The sequence below is a fragment of the Pelagibius litoralis genome (assembly GCF_011683915.1).
Classification (GTDB): Bacteria; Pseudomonadota; Alphaproteobacteria; order Kiloniellales; family Kiloniellaceae; genus Pelagibius; species Pelagibius litoralis.
Genome location: NZ_JAAQPH010000005.1, coordinates 68,390 through 88,240 on the forward strand (window position 1 = coordinate 68,390; position 19,851 = coordinate 88,240).

The window sequence follows — 19,851 nt, forward strand, 5'->3', positions numbered from 1 at the left end:
CTTCATTCGGCTTTCACGCCGTCCGGTCAGCTCAGGTCCAGTTCTTCGGGGATCGGGCGGATCGGAAGACCTGATGCGATCTCGAAAGACCGGGCCGCGCAGAGCACGCCAACATCGTCATAGCGCTGCCCGACAATCTGAAGCCCAACCGGCAGGTTGTTCTCCACCCAGCCGCAGGGAACCGAGATGGCGGGTTGTTGCGTCAGATTGAACGGAAAGGTATTCGACCAGGGTGCAAACGTATCGCCATCATCGAGACCAGGATTGTCCGCGGCATAAGGCAGGACCGGCATTGTCGGTAGAATCAGAAAATCGAAGCCATTGATGACTTCCAGCAACCGTTGTCTCAGCGCCTGGGTGCCGAGATAGTCCTCATAGTGCATGGCAGCCGTATAGCTTCGCGCGGCTTCGGTCCATGCATTGATAACCGGGCTTCGGGCCTGGATGCCGGGTGGCAACTGCTCAAGCTCCGCCAGGCTGCGGACCTGATAAAACCGCTCCGCACAGTCAGCGTCATTGGCGTCAAACGGCGGCGTCAGTTCGACCAACTCCGCGCCGGCCGCTGCGAATACGTCTACCGCTGCAGAAAAACGTTCGCGCACCGCATTCTGTAACGGCGCGCCAAAACCCAATCCGCCGAGAACGCCGATACGCAGGCCGCGCAGCGATCCGTCGAGCTTGGCGGTGTAGTCTACGTCTTCGTACTTAAGAGCGGATACATCCCGCGCATCGGGCAAACACAAAACGTTCAGCAGAAGCGCGGCATCGGTGACATCGCGGGCGATGGGGCCCGCACAGACCGAAGGGCTCGTCTGAGGATAACAGGGCACACGCCCATAGCTTGGCTTGTGGCCCGTCAACCCGCAGAAAGATGCCGGATTGCGAATCGATCCGACAATGTCGGTGCCAATGGTGACGGGGCCGATGCCCGCGGCAACGGCTGCCGCCGATCCCGAACTCGATCCGCCGCAGTTCCTGGATGTGTTCCACGGATTCCGGGTCGTGCCGAACTGGGAACTGTAACCGGACGCCAGCATGCCGTGATCGCACATCGTCGTCTTACCCAGGATGATCGCACCATGCTCGATCAGGCGCTCGACACAAGGGGCGTTTGACTCTGCTGGCCCCAGCTCTTCGGCATTGTTTGCCGCCGATCCACGATAGATGGGCAGGCCTTTCATCATCAAAACATCTTTGATTGCCGTCGGGACACCATCCAGCAAGCCTTGAGGTTTGCCGTTTGCCCAGCGCGACTCTGAGGCGCGCGCGGCGTCCAGCGCCGTATCGGCCTGGACGTAATGGAAAGCATTGATGATTGGGTTGACGCGTTCGATGCGCGACAGCATGGCCTCTGTCACCTCAACGGGCGACAGGTCTTTGCTTGCGTATGCTGCGAGCATGTCGCGTGCGGTGAGGTTGATTAGTTCGGAAACTGACACACATCGCCCCGAGGTTATTTGCGGTGGTCGACAGGCAACGATTCACGACTGGCCTTTGCTACCTACCATATGGCGCAGGCGTCGAATACGCATAACGCGAAGCCTATACCTGATATCAGCGCTTGGTGAGCAGAGTCTTGGGCTTGCAGGGAGGAAGATTCCCACTCGTCGCAAGTCTTGATCCCGTTTGGCGATGGGAAGAGCTGGTGGCCGAACGCAACGTCAACGTTTCAAGCGAGACCGTGCTTCACTGTTTTCACGTGTTTGAAACCTAGGCTGCAGTCAATTTGCAGGCCGCAAAGACAGCCGGCCAGACGGACGAAAGTTGAGGGTCTTCTGAAAACGAGCATTGGGCCGTCCAACGCCCGGGGAATTGGGCTGATCCCGGCGATTTGAAGCTTTGTTGTTCTCGCTCGCGTCGCTGAACCGGCTGATGCGAGTTCTCCGTCCGATTGTTCGCGCGCAGTCCCTGGTCGTGAACCGCAGACAGCCGTTCTTCACGGCTGCCCCTCGACGACTGCTTATACGCCTTACAGGCCACGATCCCCCATCTCACGAGATCGTCTCTGCACCGCTGTCTTCAGCGCCACGGCATCTCCCGGCTGCCTGATGTCTCCGGCGATAAGCCTGATAAAAAGAAGTTCAAGGTCTACCTGATCGGCTACTTCCATATCGACATTGCCGAAGTTCGGACGGAGGAAGGCAAACTGTACCTATTCGTGGCGATCGACCGGACGTCCAAGTTCGCCTTTGCTCAACTTGTCGAGCGGGCCAACACGAAAACGGCCAGCGCATTCCTTGATGCTTTGGTCGATGCCGTGCCTTACACAATCCACACCGTATTGACGGACAATGGTATCCAGTTCGCCGACCTGCCGAAGAACCGAAAGGGACCAACCGCGATGCTGCGCGGGCATCCCTTCGATCGGATCTGCGCCCGGCATGAAATCGAGCACCGCCTGACCAAGCCGAACCATCCCTGGACGAACGGACAGGTCGAAAGGATGAACCGGACCATCAAAGACGCCACCGTCAAGCGATACCATTATGACAGCCACGACAGTTTGCGTAGCCACCTCGACGACTTCATCGCCGCATACAACTATGCTCGACGCCTGAAGACCCTTAGGGGCCTCACACCCTACGAATATATCTGCAAAATCTGGACAACCGATCCAGAACGATTCATCCTCAACCCGATCCATCAAATGCCGGGACTAAACACCTAAGGAGAGCCAGAGCAGGTTCCGACCAGCTTGTGTGTCATCTACGCGCCTCGCTGAAGCGGATCGCTTGAAATCCATATTAGAGAAAGCCATTATACTGGTATGACAAGTCTCAAACCCAAAGCCACCAAGCAGAATATTGCCCATGGGGTTCGCAAACGCCTTCTCGCCATGCTGGAGAGCGAAACGTTCGGACCCGGCGACCCCTTGCCGTCCGAGCGCGAACTGATGGAAATGTTCAACGTGGGCAGACCGGCTGTCCGTGAAGCAATGCAGAGCCTGCAGGTTATGGGACTTGTGGAGATCCGCCACGGCGGGCGCGCAAAAGTGGCCGAGCCCTCCCTGGGACGCATGGTCGAACAGATCGGCGAAACCATGCGCCATTTGCTGGCAACCTCTTCGGCCGACCTGGAACATTTGAAGGACGCACGCTTTGCATTCGAGAAGGCGTCTGCGGAACGGGCCGCCCGGCGGCGCACGGAATCGGATCTTCAGAGACTACGTAACATATTGAAACTTCAGGATGAAGCGCGCGATAACATGAGTCAGTTTCTGATCCATGACCGGGAGTTTCACCGCTCCATCGCAGCCATCAGCGGTAACCCGATTTACACCGCGCTGAGCGAAGCCATGTTCAGCTGGCTTGCCGATTTCCATATCGATGTGGTGCTGCTGCCCGGCCGTGAACAGCTCACACTCGATGAACACAACGAGATACTGAATGCCATCGAAGCCCGCGACCCTGGGCGCGCCGCCAAGGCGATGCATGACCATCTGACCCGGGCAAACGTGCTCTACCATCGCACTCATCTGTCCTCTCCCGACCAATAGAGCGTTTTCGACTTACGTCGCGGCGGCACCTACACAGATCCATCAGGCCCCTTGACCTGAATCAGAAAAGCTTTGTTTTCAAAGCCTTCGTCGCTGTTCTGCGCGCTCCGGCCTTCGAGCTGCCCCCTTACTTGACAGGCATGAGTTTTTCAACTTGTATGATGAGTTGAAACTAGCAGGAACTGGCAAACAGTTCGCGCAGCTGGCGCAAGGGAGGAAAAAATATGAAATCCACGATGCTGAAAATGAAACAGGCTGCCGTTGTTATGACGACGGTCGCGGTACTGGGTGCGATGCCGTTTGCGGCTTATGACGCCCGGGCCGAGGAGAAGGCCTATACCGTCTCCGCCGGGTCGATCAGCGGCAGCTGGTTTGCGATCGTCACCACGATGTTCGAGACCTATCGCAACAACATTCCCGATTTGACCTATACGACCGTCCCGGGCGGCAGCGTCGCCAATCCGATTTCCGTCGGCTCCGGCCAGTCACAGTTCGGCATGTCCTATTCCACGAACCTCTTTGCCGCTGCCAGGGGGGATGCGCCCTACAAGTCCAAGATCGATAATGTGCGGGCTATCGCCAACACCGGACTCTCCGCCTACATCCACATCTATGTGGACAGAAAGCTCGGGGTGGAAAGCATTCGCGCCATTGCCGATGGAAAAATGCCGTTGAAGGTTGATACCGGCCCGCGCGGCGGCGGTGGAGAACTGGCGGCAGGCCGCGTACTGGCCGCTCATGGCGTGTCCTACGACAACATCAAGGAATGGGGCGGGTCGATCACCTACTCCCCCTATCGCGAAGCCATGGACCGGGTGAACGACAAACAGATCGACGCCTTCATCAACGACGACCTGCCCGGCGCCCCTCTCTTCGCAGAATTCGCCGCCAAGGAAGACATCCTGCTGCTGCCGCAGGAACCGCAGGCGATCAAAATCATGGAAGAGCAGTACGGCTACGTGCCTGGCGTTATCAGAGCCGGCACCTACAAAGGACAGACGGAAGATATTGCCACGACCTATCAGACGCCGCTCTTCATCACCCGTGCCGACACCGACGAAGAGGTCGTCTACCAGATGACGAAACTGCTGTTCGAGAAGAAGGACGACCTGGTCACCGGGCACAGTGCCTTCAAGGCACTGGACATCGAAAAAGCCGCAACGGGGCTGACGATCCCGCTGCACCCAGGGGCCGCCCGCTATTACCGCGAGATGGGGGTACTGCAGTAGCCTTCTGATACTTGCGAGAAGGGCGTCAAGAAAACGGGCGCCCTTCTTTCGCTTTCCATACCCGCGCCGCGAACCGACGATTGGGCAGCTGAATGGCAGTAGAAGTTAGCGGGCAGCGAAAGCTTTCCGGCGCCCATTACCAGGTTCTGCGCTATCTCACCCTGATTGTGATCTTCTATCACCTCTACACGGTGCAGTTCGGACAGCCGCAGGTTCTGATGTTCCGCTCGCTCCACGTGGCCATGTACACTTCGCTCGCCTTTATCGCTTATGGCGTGTTGAAAAGCGCCACCCAAGACCGGGTGCCCTGGTACGATTATCTGTTGAGCGCTCTCGCGTTCGCCCCGGCTGTCTTTATGTTCCTCGACTATGAGCGGGTCTCCACGCGTTACCCCTATGTCGAACCGCTCACCACCCTCGACTGGGTTGTCGGTCTGATCGCCATCGTCCTTGCGGCCGAAGCCTGTCGGCGGGCGCTGGGTCTGACCTTGACACTGATGTTGCTTTTTTTCGTCGGGCACGCGCTGTTCGGACCCTATTTTCCCTCGGTCATGAACCAGCCCGCGATCGGGCCGGAGCGCCTGATCGACCACACCTTCATGACGACGGCGGGTCTCTATGGCTCCCTGACCGGATTGTCCGCTACCTACGTGCTGATGTTTGTTCTCTTCGGTGCGATCCTGGACTGCGCCCAGGGCGGCAAGTTCTTCATGAATGTTTCCGCCTTGCTCGCGGGGCGCCTGAAGGGCGGATCGGGCAAGGTAGCGGTGTTCGCCAGTGGACTCTTCGGGTCCATATCCGGCTCCGCCGTGGCCAACGTCTACGCGACCGGCAGCTTCACCATACCCTTGATGATCCGCACCGGATTTAGACCGCGCTTCGCGGCGGCGATCGAGGCCATCGCTTCGTCAAGCGGGCAATTGGTCCCACCGATCATGGGTTCGGCGGCCTTCCTGATCGCCGACTTCACCGGGGTGGCCTATTTCGAGGTGGTCAAGGCCGCCGCGATACCCGCTTTCCTCTACCTCTTCGCCGTCTACATGATGGTGCACTTCGAAGCCTCGAAGAATCAGATCCCGGCAATGAGTGACGATATAATCGCCGGCGCCAAGGCGGATTTCTTCAAATACGTTCACCTCGGCCTGCCGCTGGTTGTCATCGTCTATCTTCTGATAGACGGCCGTTCACCCTACAACGCCGCCTACTGGGGTATTATCTCCACCCTGGTACTGGCCCAGGTTTTTCCGGCCACACGCATGACCGTTGCCGGCGTTCTCAATGCCTTTGAAACCGGCGGACGCATCATCGTGCCCATCGCCATGTCGCTCTTCGTTGCGGCGATGATCATCAGCACCATCGAACTTACCGGTCTGGGCCTGCGGTTTACCGCGCTGCTGCTCAGCGTCACCGGCGGCGACCTCACGATCACGCTGATACTGGTCATGTTGAGCTGCATCATTCTGGGCATGGGTCTGCCCACGGCGGCTGCCTATATCATCGTGGCGATCTTCGCGGCGCCTGCGCTGATCAAGCTTGGTATCTCACCCTTGTCCGCCCATTTGTTCGTCTTCTATTACGCAATCGTCTCTGCCATCACGCCGCCCATCGCAGTGGCGGCCTATGCGGCTGGCAGTATTGCCGGTGACAAGAATTTGCAAGCTGTCGGCTTCACCGCCATGCGCCTCGGCGTCGCTGTCTATTTGGTCCCCTTCATCTTTATCGCCACCCCTGCTCTGTTGCTGGAAGGCAGCTGGCCGGAGATCGCTCAGGGTATTGTGACAGCCTCCGTCGGGATCATCGCCCTTGCCGCCGCAGCACAGGGATTTCTGACACGTTCCGCCAATCCGGCGCTGCGCCTGCTACTGGCGGTTTCCGCCGTATGTCTGCTTGTCGGCGGAGACCTAACCGACCTGATCGGGTTCGCATTGTTCGGATTGATTTGGGGTTTCCAGATCGTCAGCAAGGCGGCAAGGAAACCAGTCACCTAAGCCGGGCCCGACCCTCTTTCAGACCAGGGCCCATCAGACCAGGAAAGTGTATCGCCATGCACGTCATGATCATCGGCGCGGTTGGAATGCTTGGAAAGAAACTCGCCTCCGTCATTGCAAAAACAAGGCAATGCAACGGCCAGAGCGTAACGCGACTGACACTGGTGGACATCGCAGTTGCCGAGACGCCAGAGAACCCAGCATTCCCGATCGAAAGCCTTGCATTCGATCTATCTCACACAGACACCGCGCCCCTCCTGACGAAAAGACGACCCGACATCATCTTTCATCTGGCCGCCATCGTGTCCGGCGAGGCCGAAAACGATTTCGAGAAAGGCTACGCCATCAACCTCGATGGCACGCGCCATCTGTTCGAAGCGATCCGCCGCGAAAGGGATAGAAACGGCAATGCAGCAGACTATCGGCCGCGTGTCGTCTTCACCTCTTCGATTGCCGTGTTCGGCGGCCCCTATCCCGATACGATCTCCGATACGTTCTTCCGCACGCCGCAAACCAGCTACGGCACACAAAAGGCCATCGGCGAACTACTACTTGAAGACTATACCCGGCGTGGATTCATGGACGGTGTTGGCCTTAGATTGCCCACAATCTGCATCCGTCCCGGCCTGCCCAACAAAGCCGCCTCAGGCTTCTTTTCAAGCATTCTGCGTGAACCGCTTGTCGGTCAGCCAGCGACCCTGCCCGTTGAAGATACTGTGCGTCATTGGCATGCCAGTCCGCGCGCCGCTGTCCGGTTCCTGCTTCACGCCGGCACGATGGACAGCTCCCGTTTGGGGCATCGGCGAACGCTCAACATGCCGGGACTGTCGGCGACCGTCGCCGAGCAGGTAGAAGCACTGCGAACCGTAGCCGGCAACGATGCCATTGCGCTGATAAGACGAGAACCCAACCCGGATATCGCGGCCATCATTGCCGCATGGCCCCAAGACTTCACCGCCGATCGTGCCACCGACCTTGGTTTCAGGGCAGAGCGTTCGTTCGAAGATATCATTGCCGTTCACATAGAAGATGAACTGGGAGCTACTTCGGCGTAACCAACGGCTTGATCAAGCAGACACTGTCACAGGAATGAGCTGGTTGGATCGCCGGACCGGCTGATGCGACTTCTCCGCCCGATTGTTCGCGCGCAGGCCCTGGTCGTGAACCGCCGACAGCCGTTCTTTACGGATGGCGACGGCGTAGGATTCTAGCTTGTCCGTGGTGATCCGCTTCAGCGCGAAGCCCTGCTCCTTCAGCAACTTCCGGATCAACCGTCTCGCCGATTTAGCGCAGCGCCGTGGCTGCATCAGAAAGTCCAGCACCTCAGCGCGCAGACTACTGCTGCGAAGAGTGACGGCAACCAATCACCCGAATTTCAGGAACCAGCGCCGCACCGTTTCGTTCGATACATCGATGCCACGTTCGCTCGGCAGGTCCTCGACATCACGAAATGACAGGGTGAACCGGGTGTAGAGGCAGGCTGCGTATTGAATGATCGCCGGCGAAAAACGATGACGCTTGAAGGGAATCGGGATCATCGGGAGACCGTAGCGACCTCTGCCCACCTCGGCTACCGACTTAGTGTCTCAACGCCCCTACATCAGACCATAGACCCGGCCACGGACCCGGATGCGCTAACGATAACGATTTAATATATTCCAAATCTCGTATACGATGCCGTTGTCGTTAGCTCAATATTGTCGGAAGACCCTGCGGTTTGCCAAAACGGCCTGCATGTCGGCGGGCCAAGGCCTCGCCGGCAAATTGAGCGGCTGAATTGTCGTCGGACAGCTTTGCAGAGAATGATCCACATGCGCGTACAGCTTTCCGTCTTTGCTCTATTGCGTGCCTCAGTTTCGTCCGGCGGCGCAAAGCGAACTGCGGCCGATCCAACTTGCTAGGCCGTCGTCCAGACCCGCTACGTGCGGCAAATGCTTTTGCGATCTTTGCCGTATCCGCCTGCGGGCTCATCGTTGAGATCACCGCCGGGCGGATGATGGCCCCTTACCTGGGCATGTCCCTCTATACCTGGACGGCCATCATCGCCGTGGTGCTGGCCGGATTCTCCGCCGGTCACTGGTTCGGCGGCTGGGTCGCCGAGCGGAACACTGCAAGAGCCTATCTCTGGCTCGCCGCGACCATGACCCTGGGTGCCGCGAGCACAACGGCAAGTCTTTGGTTGGTGCGGCTGCTTTCCGGGCCTGTCCTGTCGCTACCGATGGACAGGGTCGCGCAGATCTCAGCGCTCACCTTCGCCGTTTTCTTTCTACCCAGTTTCTGCGCCGGCGTGCCCTCGCCCGTGCTGTCGAAAGTCGCCATCGACCAAGCCCCGCATCGTGCCGGCCGAACGCTGGGCCTGATGTTCGCTCTCAGTGCTCTGGGTGCCATTGCCGGAACCCTGCTGGCCGGTTTCCTGTTCATATCCTGGATCGGCACGTCCGGTACCATCTTGGCAATCGCCGCCGTTTACCTGACCCTTGCCGTGCTGTTCTTTTCGCTGGGCGCAAAGGCGCTTCGTGCCATCGCCGCGTCCCTGGCCCTGCTGCTTGCCGCCATCTCTGGTATTGCCGGCCTCGCCCGCATTGCCTCGCCCTGCGACGTCGAGAGCGACTACTACTGCATTCGTGTCGTCGACATGACGGAGGATCTTGGGGTTGAGGCCAGGCTGCTTGTCCTCGATCATCTGGGCCATGGCATAAATCTGAGGGACCAGCCAAGCGGGCTGGTCAGCCCCTACGTCGAGATCATCGATCTTCTCGCCCGTGCTTATCTCGGTGAAAACTCGGACGCTTCAGCCTACTTTATCGGTGGTGGCGCCTATACGCTCCCCCGTGCCTGGGCATCATCGGGATGGACCGGTGAGATAACGGTCGCCGAGATCGACCCCGCGGTCACGGCCGCGGCAGCTTCGTCTCTTTGGGTGGACACAAGCGCCTTCCGCATTGTCCATGACGATGCCCGCGCTGCGCTTTCACGCCAGCCCGCCGAAAGTCTGGACGTCATCGTCGGTGATGCCTTCAAGGACATTGCGGTGCCGGCCCACCTGATGACGCGGGAATTTGCTCAGCTTGTCGAACGGCGTTTGTCCTCAGACGGCATTTATCTGATGAACCTTGTCGACCGGGGCGATCGGCTCACGGCCCTTTTCTCGATGGTCACGACCCTTCAGCAGGTCTTCCCTGTGGTGGAGGTCTGGGTCGATCGCGAGCAAGCCGCGGTCTCCGGGCGAATCACCTTCGTCATCCTGGCGGCGCAAAGACCAAGCTCAAGCGATCGCCTATGGTCGCTGTCGGACCCCGATCGGCAATACTTGCGGTGGCCGGCGCATGATCTCGACGCCAAGGTCGCCGCCGCGGAGGTTCCGATCCTGAGCGATGACTTCACGCCGGTCGACCGTCTATTGAACCTGCAATGACGCAGGGGCCAGCGTTTTCAGGACGCCCGGCACCTGATCCAGGTGATCGACGAGGGCATCAGCGCCGAGATCGGCCGGCCCGCACCCGCCGTAGCCGAAGGTCACCGCAGCCACCGGCATGCCAAGCGCGCGTGCCATGGCAACGTCGACAGCGGAATCCCCTACCATCACGGCGGCTTCCGGCCCGACTCCGAGCAAGGTGAGCGCTCGGCGGAGAGGCAGTGGATCGGGTTTCTTGGCTGCTGTGGTATCGCCGCCAACCACGGCAGTGAAGTACCGGAGGATGTCGAACTGCGCAAGGATGGCGCACGATACGGCTTCTGGCTTGTTGGTACAGATCGCTTGGCAAAACCCGGCCTCGTCCAGGCTCCGAAGGGTTTCCGCGGCAGCCGGAAACAGCTTTGTCCTGACGGTTGGCGCCGCGCTATAGATCTCCAGGAAACGGGGCGCAAGATCCGATGCCGAGAGCGTCGACACCGGGTCCCCGGCGGCGGCAAATCCTCGCTCAATAAGCTTTGCGACTCCGCCACCGATCATGCCCCTAACACGGGCAACATCATGGCCCCGCAGGTCATGGGCGCTCAGCAGAGCGTTCAGGGCTGCCGCGATGTCGGCTGCGGAATCGATAAGCGTCCCGTCGAGATCCCAGACAACAGCCTGCCGCAAAGTCGTCATGCAGCGGTCTTCACGCCCTGGGCGGCGTTGCGGATCGCGTCGATGTTTGCGGCGTATTCGGCCCGCGTCGTCCCGGCAAAAACGGCCGAGCCGGCGACCAGCACGTTGGCCCCGGCATCGCGGGCCGCTGCCGCAGTCTTCGTGTTGACACCGCCGTCAACCTGAAGGTCGATGGGCCGTTGACCGATCACGTCGCGCAGCCGGCGGATCTTGTCGAGCTGCGACTCCAGAAAGGACTGCCCACCGAAACCCGGATTGACCGTCATCACCAGGACCAGATCCAGCCGGTCCAAAACGTGCTCTGCAACGCTGACCGGAGTCGCCGGATTGAGAGAAACACCGACTTTCTTGCCACAGGACCGGATCAGTTGAAGAGACCGGTCAAGGTGCGGTCCAGCCTCCGCATGAACGGTAATGATATCGACTCCCGCCTGCGCAAAGGCCTCGATAAATGGATCGCAGGGCGCAATCATCAGGTGCGCGTCGAAAACCTTGCTGCTGTATGGCCGGATCGCACGAATAACGTCCGGACCCAGCGTCAGATTGGGAACGAAGTGTCCGTCCATCACATCGATGTGGATCCAGTCAGCGCCCGCGGCGTCAACAGCGGCAACCTCATCGCCCAGGCGGGCGAAGTCGGCCGAAAGGATCGAGGGTGCGATCTTGATTGCGCTCACTGGCAGACCCCATAGCAGGAAAAGGGACCGGTGACCTGCCTGGCGACAAGCCACCGGCAAGTCTTCTGGGAGAAGACTATGCCCCGTGATAAACCACCATCGACTGGCCCTGGGTCTGGCGCCTGTTGTCGTAACCGACGATGCGAATCAGATTGGCTGGGTTTGCCTCGCGGCAGCTCGTCAGTTCGTTCATGATCGCATCGACGTCTCGTTCTCCGAACAGGGGCAACTTCCACATGTACCAGTAGTCGTCCCCTGCGCGATCCGCCTCGACATGCTCGATGGCGCAGTTCCAGCCCTGCTGGATCATGTAGTCCACCTGCCTGCGGATCCCTGCGGCATCCATCGGCGGCAGGTAGGAGAAGGTCCCGTATTTCTTCGAAGCCTTGTCCTTCATGCGGGAATCATAGTCACGTACGGTCATTTCCATCACAGCGCACTCCTTAGCGAGAATTTCCCTATCAGCCGACGGCGGCGTCGAGCTTGTCGACCACGTCGTACTCGAACCGGATCTCCTTCCAGGTTTCCATGGCAGCGCCGAGTTCAGGCGAATGCTTGGCCGCTTCGGTCAGGATATCGCGCGCCTCCTTTTCAAGGTTCCGTCCCTCATTGCGTGCTTTGACACAGGCCTCGACCGCGACACGGTTGGCGGCTGCGCCGGCGGCGTTGCCCCAGGGATGGCCGAGCGTTCCGCCGCCGAATTGCAGTACGGCATCGTCGCCGAAGATCGAAACCAGCGCCGGCATGTGCCAGACATGAATGCCACCGGAAGCGACCGGAAAAATACCGGGCATGTGGCCGAAATCCTGATCGAAGAAGATGCCGCGCCCACGGTTCTCCGGAATGAAGGACTCCCGCATGATATCGATCCACCCAAGGGTGGCCTCGCGGTCGCCTTCCAGCTTTCCAACCACCGTGCCGGAATGCAGGTGATCGCCGCCGGAAAGGCGCAGGCACTTGGCCAGCACCCGGAAGTGGATGCCGTGATGGCGATTGCGATCGATCACCGCATGCATGGCCCGGTGGATGTGCAACAGCATGCCGTTGTCGCGGCACCAGTTCGCCAAAGAGGTATTGGCGGTGAAGCCCGCGGTCAGAAAGTCATGCATGATAATCGGCATGTCGAGCTCCTTGGCGAACTCGGCACGCTTGTACATTTCTTCGACGTTCGGCGCGGTGACATTGAGATAATGCCCCTTGCGCTCGCCGGTCTCGGCCTGGGCCTTCTTCACGGCTTCGGCGACAAACTCGAAACGCTGGCGCCAGCGCATGAAGGGCTGTGAGTTGACGTTCTCGTCATCCTTGGTGAAGTCGAGTCCACCGCGCAGGCACTCATAAACCGCCCGGCCGTAGTTCTTCGCCGAGAGACCGAGCTTCGGCTTGATCGTGCAGCCGAGCATGGGCCGGCCGTACTTGTTCATTTTGTCGCGCTCGACCACCATGCCGTTGGGCGGCCCTCCGCAGGTCAGCACATAGTGCAGCGGAAAGCGGATGTCCTCCAGGCGCAGTGCCCGGATCGCCTTAAAGCCGAAAACGTTCCCGACCAAGGAGGTCAGCACGTTGACGATCGAGCCCTCCTCGAAAAGGTCAATGGGGTAGGCGACGAAGGCATAGAAGCAGGTATCGTCGCCCGGCACGTCCTCCACCCGGTAGGCCCGGCCTTTGTAGTATTCCAGGTCGGTCAGAAGATCGGTCCAGACCGTGGTCCAGGTGCCGGTCGACGACTCCGCAGCCACCGCCGCCGCCGCTTCTTCCCGCGGCACACCCTCTTGCGGCGTGATCTTGAAACAGGCCAGCAGGTCGGTGTCTTTCGGCGTATAGGATGGGTCCCAATATGTCTGCCGATAGTCTTTGACTCCGGCGTCGTAGGTCTTGGTTGTCATGATCGATCTCCTCCTGGCGTTAGGCCGCAGCGTTGGAAACGGCGGGACAAGGGTCGAGCGCAGCGGCATCGTAGCGCTTGGCCATTTCTGACAGCGGCAGCGGCCTGATCTTCGAGGCCTGCCCGGCCGTGCCGAATTGCTCGTAGCGCTCGACGCAGAGCTTGCGCAGGGCTTCGAGCGCAGGTTTAAGGAATTTGCGCAGGTCGAACTCTTCGGGCTGTTCCCTGGCGGTCTTGCGAACCATGCCGGTCATGGCCAGGCGGCAGTCCGTATCGATGTTTATCTTGCGGACGCCATAGGCTATGCCCCGTTGAATCTCCTCCACCGGCACGCCGAAGGTCTGCGGCATGGCACCGCCATTGGCGTTGAACAGGTCCTGCAGGGCCTGGGGGACGCTGGAGGAACCGTGCATCACCAGATGCAGCTCCGGCAGCCGTTCGTTGATCGCCTGGGCAACCTGCATGGCCAGGATTTCGCCGTCCGGCTTGCGGCTGAACTTGTAAGCGCCGTGTGACGTTCCCATGGCGATGGCCAGGGCATCGACCTTGGTCCGGGTAACGAAGTCGACGGCTTGGTCCGGGTCGGTCAGAAGCTGATCGCGCGACAGCGTGCCGTCAAAGCCGTGGCCGTCTTCCTTCTCGCCCTTGCCGCTTTCGAGGGAGCCGAGACAGCCAAGTTCCCCCTCCACCGAGACCCCCACAGCATGGGCCGCCTCGGTCACCTTGCCGGTGATCGACAGGTTGTAGTCGTAAGAGGCCGGTGTCGCAGCGTCGGCCTCCAGGGAGCCGTCCATCATCACCGAGGTGAAGCCTGCCTGAATGGCGGAAAAGCATGTCGCCTCGCTGTTGCCGTGATCCTGATGCAGGCAGACCGGAATCTCCGGATACATGGCCTCCACTGCCTCGACCATCTTGGTGATCATCGCATCGCCGGCATAGGCGCGGGCGCCGCGGCTGGCCTGCAGGATCACCGGTGCATCGGTCAGCCGCGCAGCCTGCATGATCGCGAGTATCTGCTCCATGTTATTTATGTTAAAGGCCGGTACGCCATAGCCTTCTTCGGCAGCGTGGTCCAGAAGTTGCCGCAACGTGATGCGTGCCATGGCTTAGTCTCCTCGGTCTAGGGATGCTTCGGCGGAGCAGCGGGGCGGGACGGCCCCAACCGCCACCTCAGGGTTGGGACTCGACGCAGCAGCTTTCGGCTGAGCAACCGGCCGCGGCACCTTCTGAGCGCCACGGCCGAATACCCTGAGGGCAAAGCCGTTGGCGGCGATGTGTGTTGTCATGGGCTTGCCTCCGTTCATCCGGCCAGGTCGCGCGCGGCCTTCACGGCGGCGTCGACGGTAACGCCGAAGTACTGATAGAGATCCGGCGCCGGGGCCGAGGCACCGAAGCCCTGCATGCCGACAAAACGGTCGCCCTCGCGCAGCCAGCGGTCCCAGCCGTCGCGCACAGCGGCTTCGATCCCGAGACGCGGCGCGGCACCGAGAACGGCGCGGCGGTAGGCCGGGGACTGGCGTTGGAACAGCTCCCAGCAGGGCATTGACACAACGGCCGCCTGAAGACCTTCGGCAGACAGCTGCTCGGCGGCCTCCATGGCGATGGACACTTCCGACCCGCTGGCCAGCAGGGTAACGTCGCGATCGCCCTTGACCTTGCGGATCAGATAGCCTCCAAGCGCCACCGAGTTGACGGTGATATGCCGCCGGCGCAGCGTCGGCAGGCCCTGCCGCGAGAGGCAGAGGATGGAGGGCGTAGCTTCTTCGTTGAGGGCGCATTGCCAAGCCTCGGCGGTCTCCACCGCATCGGCCGGGCGGAAAACCAGCACGTTCGGGATGGCCCGCAGACCGGCAAGGTGCTCAACCGGCTGGTGGGTCGGCCCGTCTTCGCCCAGGCCGATCGAGTCATGGGTCATGACATGGATAACCCGCAACCCCATCAGCGCAGAAAGCCTCATCGCCGGCCGACCGTAGTCCGCAAAGACCAGAAAGGTGCCACCATAGGGGATGAAGCCACCGTGCAGCGCCAGGCCGTTCATCGCCGCGGCCATGGCGTGCTCGCGGACGCCGAAGTGGATGTAGTTGCCACCAAAGCACTCGGCGCTGACCGGCTGGTAGCCGCTGGTCCTGGTCCCGTTCGATCCGGTTAGATCGGCCGAGCCGCCGATCAGGTTGGGCAGAGCCCCGGCCAGGGCCTCCAGCACCTCTTGCGAGGACTGCCGGGTCGCAAGCTTGGGTGCTTCCTCGGCAAAACGCCGTTTCACGGCGGTAACGGTCTCGTCAAAATCAGAGGGCAAGGCACCGCTCAATCCGTCTTCAAAACAGCGCCGGGCGTCGGGCGTCGCCGCGGCGAGCCTTTCCTCCCAACGTTTCCGTTCCTGCCGCCCCCGCAGGCCCGCCCCGCGCCAGGCCATGAGGATCGTTTCCGGTATCTTGAAGGGCTCGTATGGCCAGCCGAGAGCTTCGCGCGCCGCGGCAACCTCTTCGGTGCCCAGCGGGCTGCCATGGGTCGCCGCCGTTCCCTGCTTGTGGGGCGCACCGAAACCGATAACCGTTTTGCAGGCGATGAGAGAGGGTTGGTCGCTCGCTTTCGCGCGCTCGATCGCTTCGGCGATCTCCGCCGTGTCATGGCCGTCGATAGACTGGACATGCCAACCCGCAGCGGCGAAACGGGCGGGCTGATCCATCGAAGTCGCCAGGTCCGTCGACCCATCGATCGAAATCCCGTTGTCGTCAAAGAGGACAATGAGCTTCGACAGCTTCAGATGGCCGGCCAGGTCGATAGCCTCGTGGCTGATCCCCTCCATCAGGCAACCGTCTCCGGCGATCACGTAGCTATGGTGATCGACCAGACCATCTCCATGACGCGCAGACTGCATACGCTCGGCAAGGGCCATGCCGACCGCTGTTGCAATGCCCTGGCCCAGCGGCCCCGTGGTCATCTCGATACCGGCGGCGTGCCCGTACTCGGGATGTCCGGCCGTTCTCGCGCCCAGGCGGCGGAAGCGTTTCAGTTCCTGCAGGGTCATATCCGGGTAGCCGGTCAGATGGAGCAGCGCATAGAGCAGCATCGATCCATGCCCGGCCGACAGCACGAAGCGGTCACGGTCGGGCCAGTCCGGCGCGCCGGGATCGAACTTCAGGAAGCGAGTGAACAACGTGGTCGCCACGTCCGCCATCCCCATCGGCATGCCCGGGTGGCCCGACTGCGCCGCCTCGACGGCATCCATGGAGAGCGCGCGGATAGCATTGGCGAGGTCCCTCGGCGCCACTTCGATTGCCGCTTCGGTCTCTAACTGCGCTGTGGTCATAAGGCTCTCCATCGGTTCATCATGCCCGCCGTTTGCGCTCGACCAACTTCAAGATCATCGGAGTCAGGATGAGCTGCATCGCAACGTCGAGTTTGCCGCCCGGAATGACGATCGAGTTCGCCCGGGACATGAAGCTGTCGTGAATCATCGACAGCAGATAAGGGAAGTCGATGCCGCGGGGGTTGCGAAAACGGATCACCACTATCGATTCATCGGCAGTCGGAATCCAGCGGGCGACGAAGGGATTCGAGGTATCGACCGTCGGCACCCGTTGAAAATTAATGTCGGTCTCTGTGAACTGCGGGCAGATGTAGCGGACATAGTCAGGCATGCGGCGCAGGATGGTGTTCATCACCGCTTCGGTGGAATAGCCGCGGGCGACCTTGTCGCGCTGGACCTTCTGAATCCATTCGAGATTGATGACCGGCACGACACCGATCTTGAGGTCGGGGTGCTGGGCCACATCGACCCTGTCCGTAACGACGGCGCCGTGCAGACCTTCATAGAAAAGCAGGTCGCTCTCTGCGGGAAAGTTCTCCCAGTCCGTAAAGCTGCCCGGTGGAACGCCGTAGAACGCCGCCTCCTCCTGGTCATGGACATAGTGCCGCGAGCGCCCGCCACCGTTCTCGCCGTACTGGCGGAACGTTTCCGCGAGTTCTTCGAGGAGGTTGGCATCGGGCCCGAAGTGACTGAAGGTCGCATCGCCTTTCGTCTCGGCTTCCGCCATGGCCCGCTTCATGGCGGTGCGATCATGACGATGGAAGGCGTCACCTTCGACCGACACGGCATCGACCCCCTCGCGCCGGAAAATCTGGTCGAAGGTATGCTTTACCGTCGAAGTTCCCGCGCCTGACGAGCCGGTCACCGAGATGATGGGGTGTTGTTTCGACAAGGCCGCGTCCTCAAGCCCGAAACAGGCCGCGCCGCGCGAACAGGGGTGAGCGCTCGGCGATGCTGTGGGGATCTTTATGGTAGCGGGCGACCCGTTCGACCTTGTCACGGGCGCCAAACACCAGGGGAACCCGCTGATGCAGGGCATCCGGCTGGATCTCCAGAATACGCCGCTCTCCATCCGTCGCTGCGCCACCTGCCTGCTCGACCAGAAAGGCGATGGGGTTGGCTTCGTAGATCAGGCGCAGGCGCCCATCCTGATAGCCGGGACGGGAATCCCGCGGATAGAGGAAGATCCCACCGCGGGCGAAGATGCGCGACGTTTCCGCCACCAGGGAAGCGATCCACCGCATGTTGAAGTTCTCGCCCCGCGGCCCCTGGGTACCGGACATACAGTCGTCGATATAGCTGCGGACAGCATCGTCCCAGTAGCGGTAGTTCGAAGCGTTGATGGCGTATTCACGGTGGCCTTTCGGGATCGTCACCGCCGGTTGCGTCAGCCGAAAGCAGCCTTGCGCGCGATCGAGCGTGAAAAGGCAGGTACCCTGCCCCAGCGTAAGCGCCAGCGTCGTCTGAGGACCGTAGACCACCATACCCGCCGCCAGCAGAGCGGTGCCGCGCTGCAGGACGGCAGGCCCGGCGACAGAGCCGGTTGCCGGCAGGATCGAGAAAATCGTGCCGAGCGAAACATTGGTATCGATGTTCGACGATCCGTCGAGTGGGTCGATAGCGACGGCAAGCTGCCCGCCATCGTTCAAAGGCAGGGCTGTTTCGTTTTCCTCGGAAGCGAAGACGGCAACCGGCGTAGCGCGCAGGGCAGCAAGGAAAAGCTCATCGGCGCGGATGTCGAGTGCCTTCTGGGCGTCGCCGTCGCTGTTCTCGCCGACCACCGCCGCCAAGGCCCCGGCAAGAGCCCCCTGTCCGATCAGTGTCGCCAGTTGAATGGCGGCGCCGGCAAGAGCTTCAACTGTCTGGACGATTGCACGGCGTTCCGGGTCGGCGGCAGCCCAGACCTCAAAATGCCGGGAAAGACTTGCAAACTCACCCATTGTTTTCTCCCGGCAGTCCTTAGGGCCTCGGCGACATACTTGCGCCGCAGCAAGAGCCAACACAGAGCGCATTTTTCCCGGGCGCCTCATGCGCCGCAGCTGCCGGGAAATATCACCATTCTTGAATATAAAGTAAATTTGAATTAACTTTGGCAGTATGAAAGAAAAACTAAACTCCTCCATACAACGAGTATCGCTGAAACAGCTGCGCGCCCTGGCAGCCACGGTGCGCAGCGGAACCGCTTCCGGTGCCGCCCAGGCGCTGAACATCACGCCGCCGGCCGTCTCCCTTCAGCTCCGCCTGTTGGAGCAGAACGCCGGACTGCCGCTCCTTGAAAGGAGCCATGAGGGTTTACGGGTCACCCAGGCGGGACAGGAGCTGCTTGCCACCGCCGAGCGTATCGAGATCGCACTGGCAGACTGCGGCGAAGCGCTACGCGCCCTGATCAGCAGCGATGGTGGCCGTGCTTCCGTCGGCGTCGTCAGCACAGCAAAGTATTTTGCCCCGCGGGCCCTTGCCGAATTCGCCAAATCGCATCCGAACGTGGACATCCGTCTGCAGGTCGGCAATCGCGAGGAAACCATCGCCGCGCTGGGCGATCACAATCTCGACTTCGCCGTGATGGGCCGGCCGCCGATAGATTACGCTGTGGAGAAAGCGGTTATCGGCGATCATCCCCATATCATCGTCGCCCCCATCGACCACCACCTCGCCGGGCGCAAGCGGCTCGCTCTCAAAGACCTGGCGCAGGAAACCTTTCTGCTGCGCGAGAAAGGCTCAGGTACCCGGCTGCTGATGCAGCGTTTGTTTTCAGATGCCGGGCTCAGCCCGAACCTCGGCATGGAAATCGGTAGCAACGAAACCATCAAGCAGGCCGTCATGGCAGGCCTCGGGATCGCGCTGATCTCGGCCCACACGGTTTCCGCCGAGATCGAATACGGCCGCCTCGCCGCACTGCCGGTCAAAGGCCTGCCGATCGTGCGTCAATGGTTTGTGGTTCGCCCGCAGGAAAAGCGCCTGCTCCCTGCGGCACAAGCCCTCTGGGATTTCTTCGCAACCTCAGGAGCCGAGCACCTGCCCGCCGTCTCGACGCGGAAAATCGCGCGGAGGCGCTGATGTCCAAATCAGCACGGCCGACAAATAGAAAGCAGCGATGGATGTATGGATCCAGAGAGTTCAGGGTTTTCGAGAAGTGACGCTCTCAATCGAGCATTTGTCCGACTGGACGCTTTCCTTCT

Annotated in this window: 17 protein-coding genes and 1 pseudogene; 7 read left to right on the top strand and 11 right to left on the bottom strand. The window is 60.8% G+C overall.

The genetic code is table 11. The features are described from left to right. Positions 1-26 precede the first annotated feature (26 nt). Positions 27-1,439 carry an amidase gene (locus tag HBA54_RS07940; protein ID WP_322095991.1) on the bottom strand — a complete coding sequence of 471 codons (1,413 nt, stop codon included), beginning with the start codon at positions 1,437-1,439 and terminating at the stop codon, positions 27-29. Between the two features lie 491 nt (positions 1,440-1,930). Between HBA54_RS07940 and HBA54_RS07945 the strand changes: the two are divergent. From HBA54_RS07945 to denD, 5 genes and pseudogenes are all read left to right on the top strand, one after another. Next, a pseudogene (locus tag HBA54_RS07945) lies at positions 1,931-2,668 on the top strand (IS481 family transposase); the annotation flags it as partial. A gap of 99 nt (positions 2,669-2,767) precedes the next feature. Further along, on the top strand, positions 2,768-3,496 hold the full coding sequence (gene nanR, locus HBA54_RS07950; protein ID WP_167223216.1) for a transcriptional regulator NanR: 729 nt from the start codon (positions 2,768-2,770) through the stop codon (positions 3,494-3,496). A gap of 224 nt (positions 3,497-3,720) precedes the next feature. Beyond that, positions 3,721-4,725, top strand: coding sequence for a TAXI family TRAP transporter solute-binding subunit (locus tag HBA54_RS07955; RefSeq protein WP_205944493.1), 1,005 nt, complete (start codon positions 3,721-3,723; stop codon positions 4,723-4,725). Positions 4,726-4,817: 92 nt separating this feature from the next. Beyond that, on the top strand, positions 4,818-6,713 hold the full coding sequence (locus HBA54_RS07960; protein ID WP_167223218.1) for a TRAP transporter permease: 1,896 nt from the start codon (positions 4,818-4,820) through the stop codon (positions 6,711-6,713). 56 nt (positions 6,714-6,769) lie between these two features. Next, positions 6,770-7,768 (top strand): D-erythronate dehydrogenase, encoded by a 999-nt coding sequence (gene denD / locus HBA54_RS07965; RefSeq protein ID WP_167223219.1) that lies wholly within the window; start codon positions 6,770-6,772, stop codon positions 7,766-7,768. A gap of 12 nt (positions 7,769-7,780) precedes the next feature. On the opposite strand, the gene HBA54_RS07970 is transcribed toward denD, so the two are convergent. Both HBA54_RS07970 and HBA54_RS07975 read right to left on the bottom strand, forming a co-directional pair. After that, a complete protein-coding gene (locus tag HBA54_RS07970) occupies positions 7,781-8,035 on the bottom strand; it encodes a DDE-type integrase/transposase/recombinase (protein WP_322096004.1) in 255 nt (84 codons plus the stop codon). Between the two features lie 42 nt (positions 8,036-8,077). Continuing rightward, on the bottom strand, positions 8,078-8,251 hold the full coding sequence (locus HBA54_RS07975) for an IS6 family transposase (protein WP_167223224.1): 174 nt from the start codon (positions 8,249-8,251) through the stop codon (positions 8,078-8,080). Positions 8,252-8,607: 356 nt separating this feature from the next. Here HBA54_RS07975 and HBA54_RS07980 point away from each other — a divergent pair, with 356 nt between their 5' ends. After that, positions 8,608-10,128 (top strand): fused MFS/spermidine synthase, encoded by a 1,521-nt coding sequence (locus HBA54_RS07980; protein ID WP_277345342.1) that lies wholly within the window; start codon positions 8,608-8,610, stop codon positions 10,126-10,128. On the opposite strand, the gene gph is transcribed toward HBA54_RS07980, so the two are convergent. From gph to HBA54_RS08020, 8 genes are all read right to left on the bottom strand, one after another. Next, complete coding sequence (gene gph / locus HBA54_RS07985) at positions 10,111-10,803, bottom strand: phosphoglycolate phosphatase (RefSeq protein ID WP_167223228.1); 693 nt, start codon at positions 10,801-10,803, stop codon at positions 10,111-10,113. The genes HBA54_RS07980 and gph overlap by 18 nt on opposite strands. Continuing rightward, positions 10,800-11,480 (bottom strand): ribulose-phosphate 3-epimerase, encoded by a 681-nt coding sequence (rpe, locus tag HBA54_RS07990; RefSeq protein WP_167223230.1) that lies wholly within the window; start codon positions 11,478-11,480, stop codon positions 10,800-10,802. The genes gph and rpe overlap by 4 nt, the downstream gene beginning before the upstream one ends. 76 nt (positions 11,481-11,556) lie before the next feature. After that, positions 11,557-11,910 carry a ribulose bisphosphate carboxylase small subunit gene (locus HBA54_RS07995; protein ID WP_240932569.1) on the bottom strand — a complete coding sequence of 118 codons (354 nt, stop codon included), beginning with the start codon at positions 11,908-11,910 and terminating at the stop codon, positions 11,557-11,559. A gap of 31 nt (positions 11,911-11,941) precedes the next feature. Then, a complete protein-coding gene (locus HBA54_RS08000; protein ID WP_167223232.1) occupies positions 11,942-13,363 on the bottom strand; it encodes a form I ribulose bisphosphate carboxylase large subunit in 1,422 nt (473 codons plus the stop codon). Between the two features lie 19 nt (positions 13,364-13,382). Then, the gene (fba, locus tag HBA54_RS08005; RefSeq protein ID WP_167223234.1) at positions 13,383-14,465 is read right to left on the bottom strand and encodes a class II fructose-bisphosphate aldolase; all 1,083 of its coding nucleotides are present in this window, start codon (positions 14,463-14,465) and stop codon (positions 13,383-13,385) included. Positions 14,466-14,662: 197 nt separating this feature from the next. Then, entirely contained in the window at positions 14,663-16,672 is a 2,010-nt protein-coding gene (gene tkt, locus HBA54_RS08010) for a transketolase (protein WP_205944494.1), read from the bottom strand. A 19-nt stretch (positions 16,673-16,691) separates the two neighbouring features. Then, positions 16,692-17,564: a phosphoribulokinase gene (locus tag HBA54_RS08015; RefSeq protein ID WP_167223238.1), complete on the bottom strand. Its 873-nt coding sequence runs from the start codon at positions 17,562-17,564 to the stop codon at positions 16,692-16,694. A gap of 10 nt (positions 17,565-17,574) precedes the next feature. Continuing rightward, the gene (locus HBA54_RS08020; RefSeq protein WP_167223240.1) at positions 17,575-18,612 is read right to left on the bottom strand and encodes a class 1 fructose-bisphosphatase; all 1,038 of its coding nucleotides are present in this window, start codon (positions 18,610-18,612) and stop codon (positions 17,575-17,577) included. Between the two features lie 157 nt (positions 18,613-18,769). Between HBA54_RS08020 and HBA54_RS08025 the strand changes: the two genes are divergently transcribed. Beyond that, positions 18,770-19,729, top strand: coding sequence for a LysR substrate-binding domain-containing protein (locus HBA54_RS08025; protein ID WP_167223242.1), 960 nt, complete (start codon positions 18,770-18,772; stop codon positions 19,727-19,729). Positions 19,730-19,851 lie beyond the last annotated feature (122 nt).

Bases quoted from the DNA above. Each gene is read 5' to 3' on its own strand.
- fba (WP_167223234.1), bottom strand. From the start codon at position 14,465: ATGGCACGCATCACGTTGCGGCAACTTCTGGACCACGCTGCCGAAGAA.
- HBA54_RS07960 (WP_167223218.1), top strand. From the start codon at position 4,818: ATGGCAGTAGAAGTTAGCGGGCAGCGAAAGCTTTCCGGCGCCCATTAC.
- gph (WP_167223228.1), bottom strand. From the start codon at position 10,803: ATGACGACTTTGCGGCAGGCTGTTGTCTGGGATCTCGACGGGACGCTT.
- denD (WP_167223219.1), top strand. From the start codon at position 6,770: ATGCACGTCATGATCATCGGCGCGGTTGGAATGCTTGGAAAGAAACTC.
- HBA54_RS07955 (WP_205944493.1), top strand. From the start codon at position 3,721: ATGAAATCCACGATGCTGAAAATGAAACAGGCTGCCGTTGTTATGACG.
- HBA54_RS08020 (WP_167223240.1), bottom strand. From the start codon at position 18,612: ATGGGTGAGTTTGCAAGTCTTTCCCGGCATTTTGAGGTCTGGGCTGCC.
- HBA54_RS07975 (WP_167223224.1), bottom strand. From the start codon at position 8,251: ATGATCCCGATTCCCTTCAAGCGTCATCGTTTTTCGCCGGCGATCATT.
- nanR (WP_167223216.1), top strand. From the start codon at position 2,768: ATGACAAGTCTCAAACCCAAAGCCACCAAGCAGAATATTGCCCATGGG.
- HBA54_RS08025 (WP_167223242.1), top strand. From the start codon at position 18,770: ATGAAAGAAAAACTAAACTCCTCCATACAACGAGTATCGCTGAAACAG.
- HBA54_RS08000 (WP_167223232.1), bottom strand. From the start codon at position 13,363: ATGACAACCAAGACCTACGACGCCGGAGTCAAAGACTATCGGCAGACA.
- tkt (WP_205944494.1), bottom strand. From the start codon at position 16,672: ATGACCACAGCGCAGTTAGAGACCGAAGCGGCAATCGAAGTGGCGCCG.
- HBA54_RS07995 (WP_240932569.1), bottom strand. From the start codon at position 11,910: ATGGAAATGACCGTACGTGACTATGATTCCCGCATGAAGGACAAGGCT.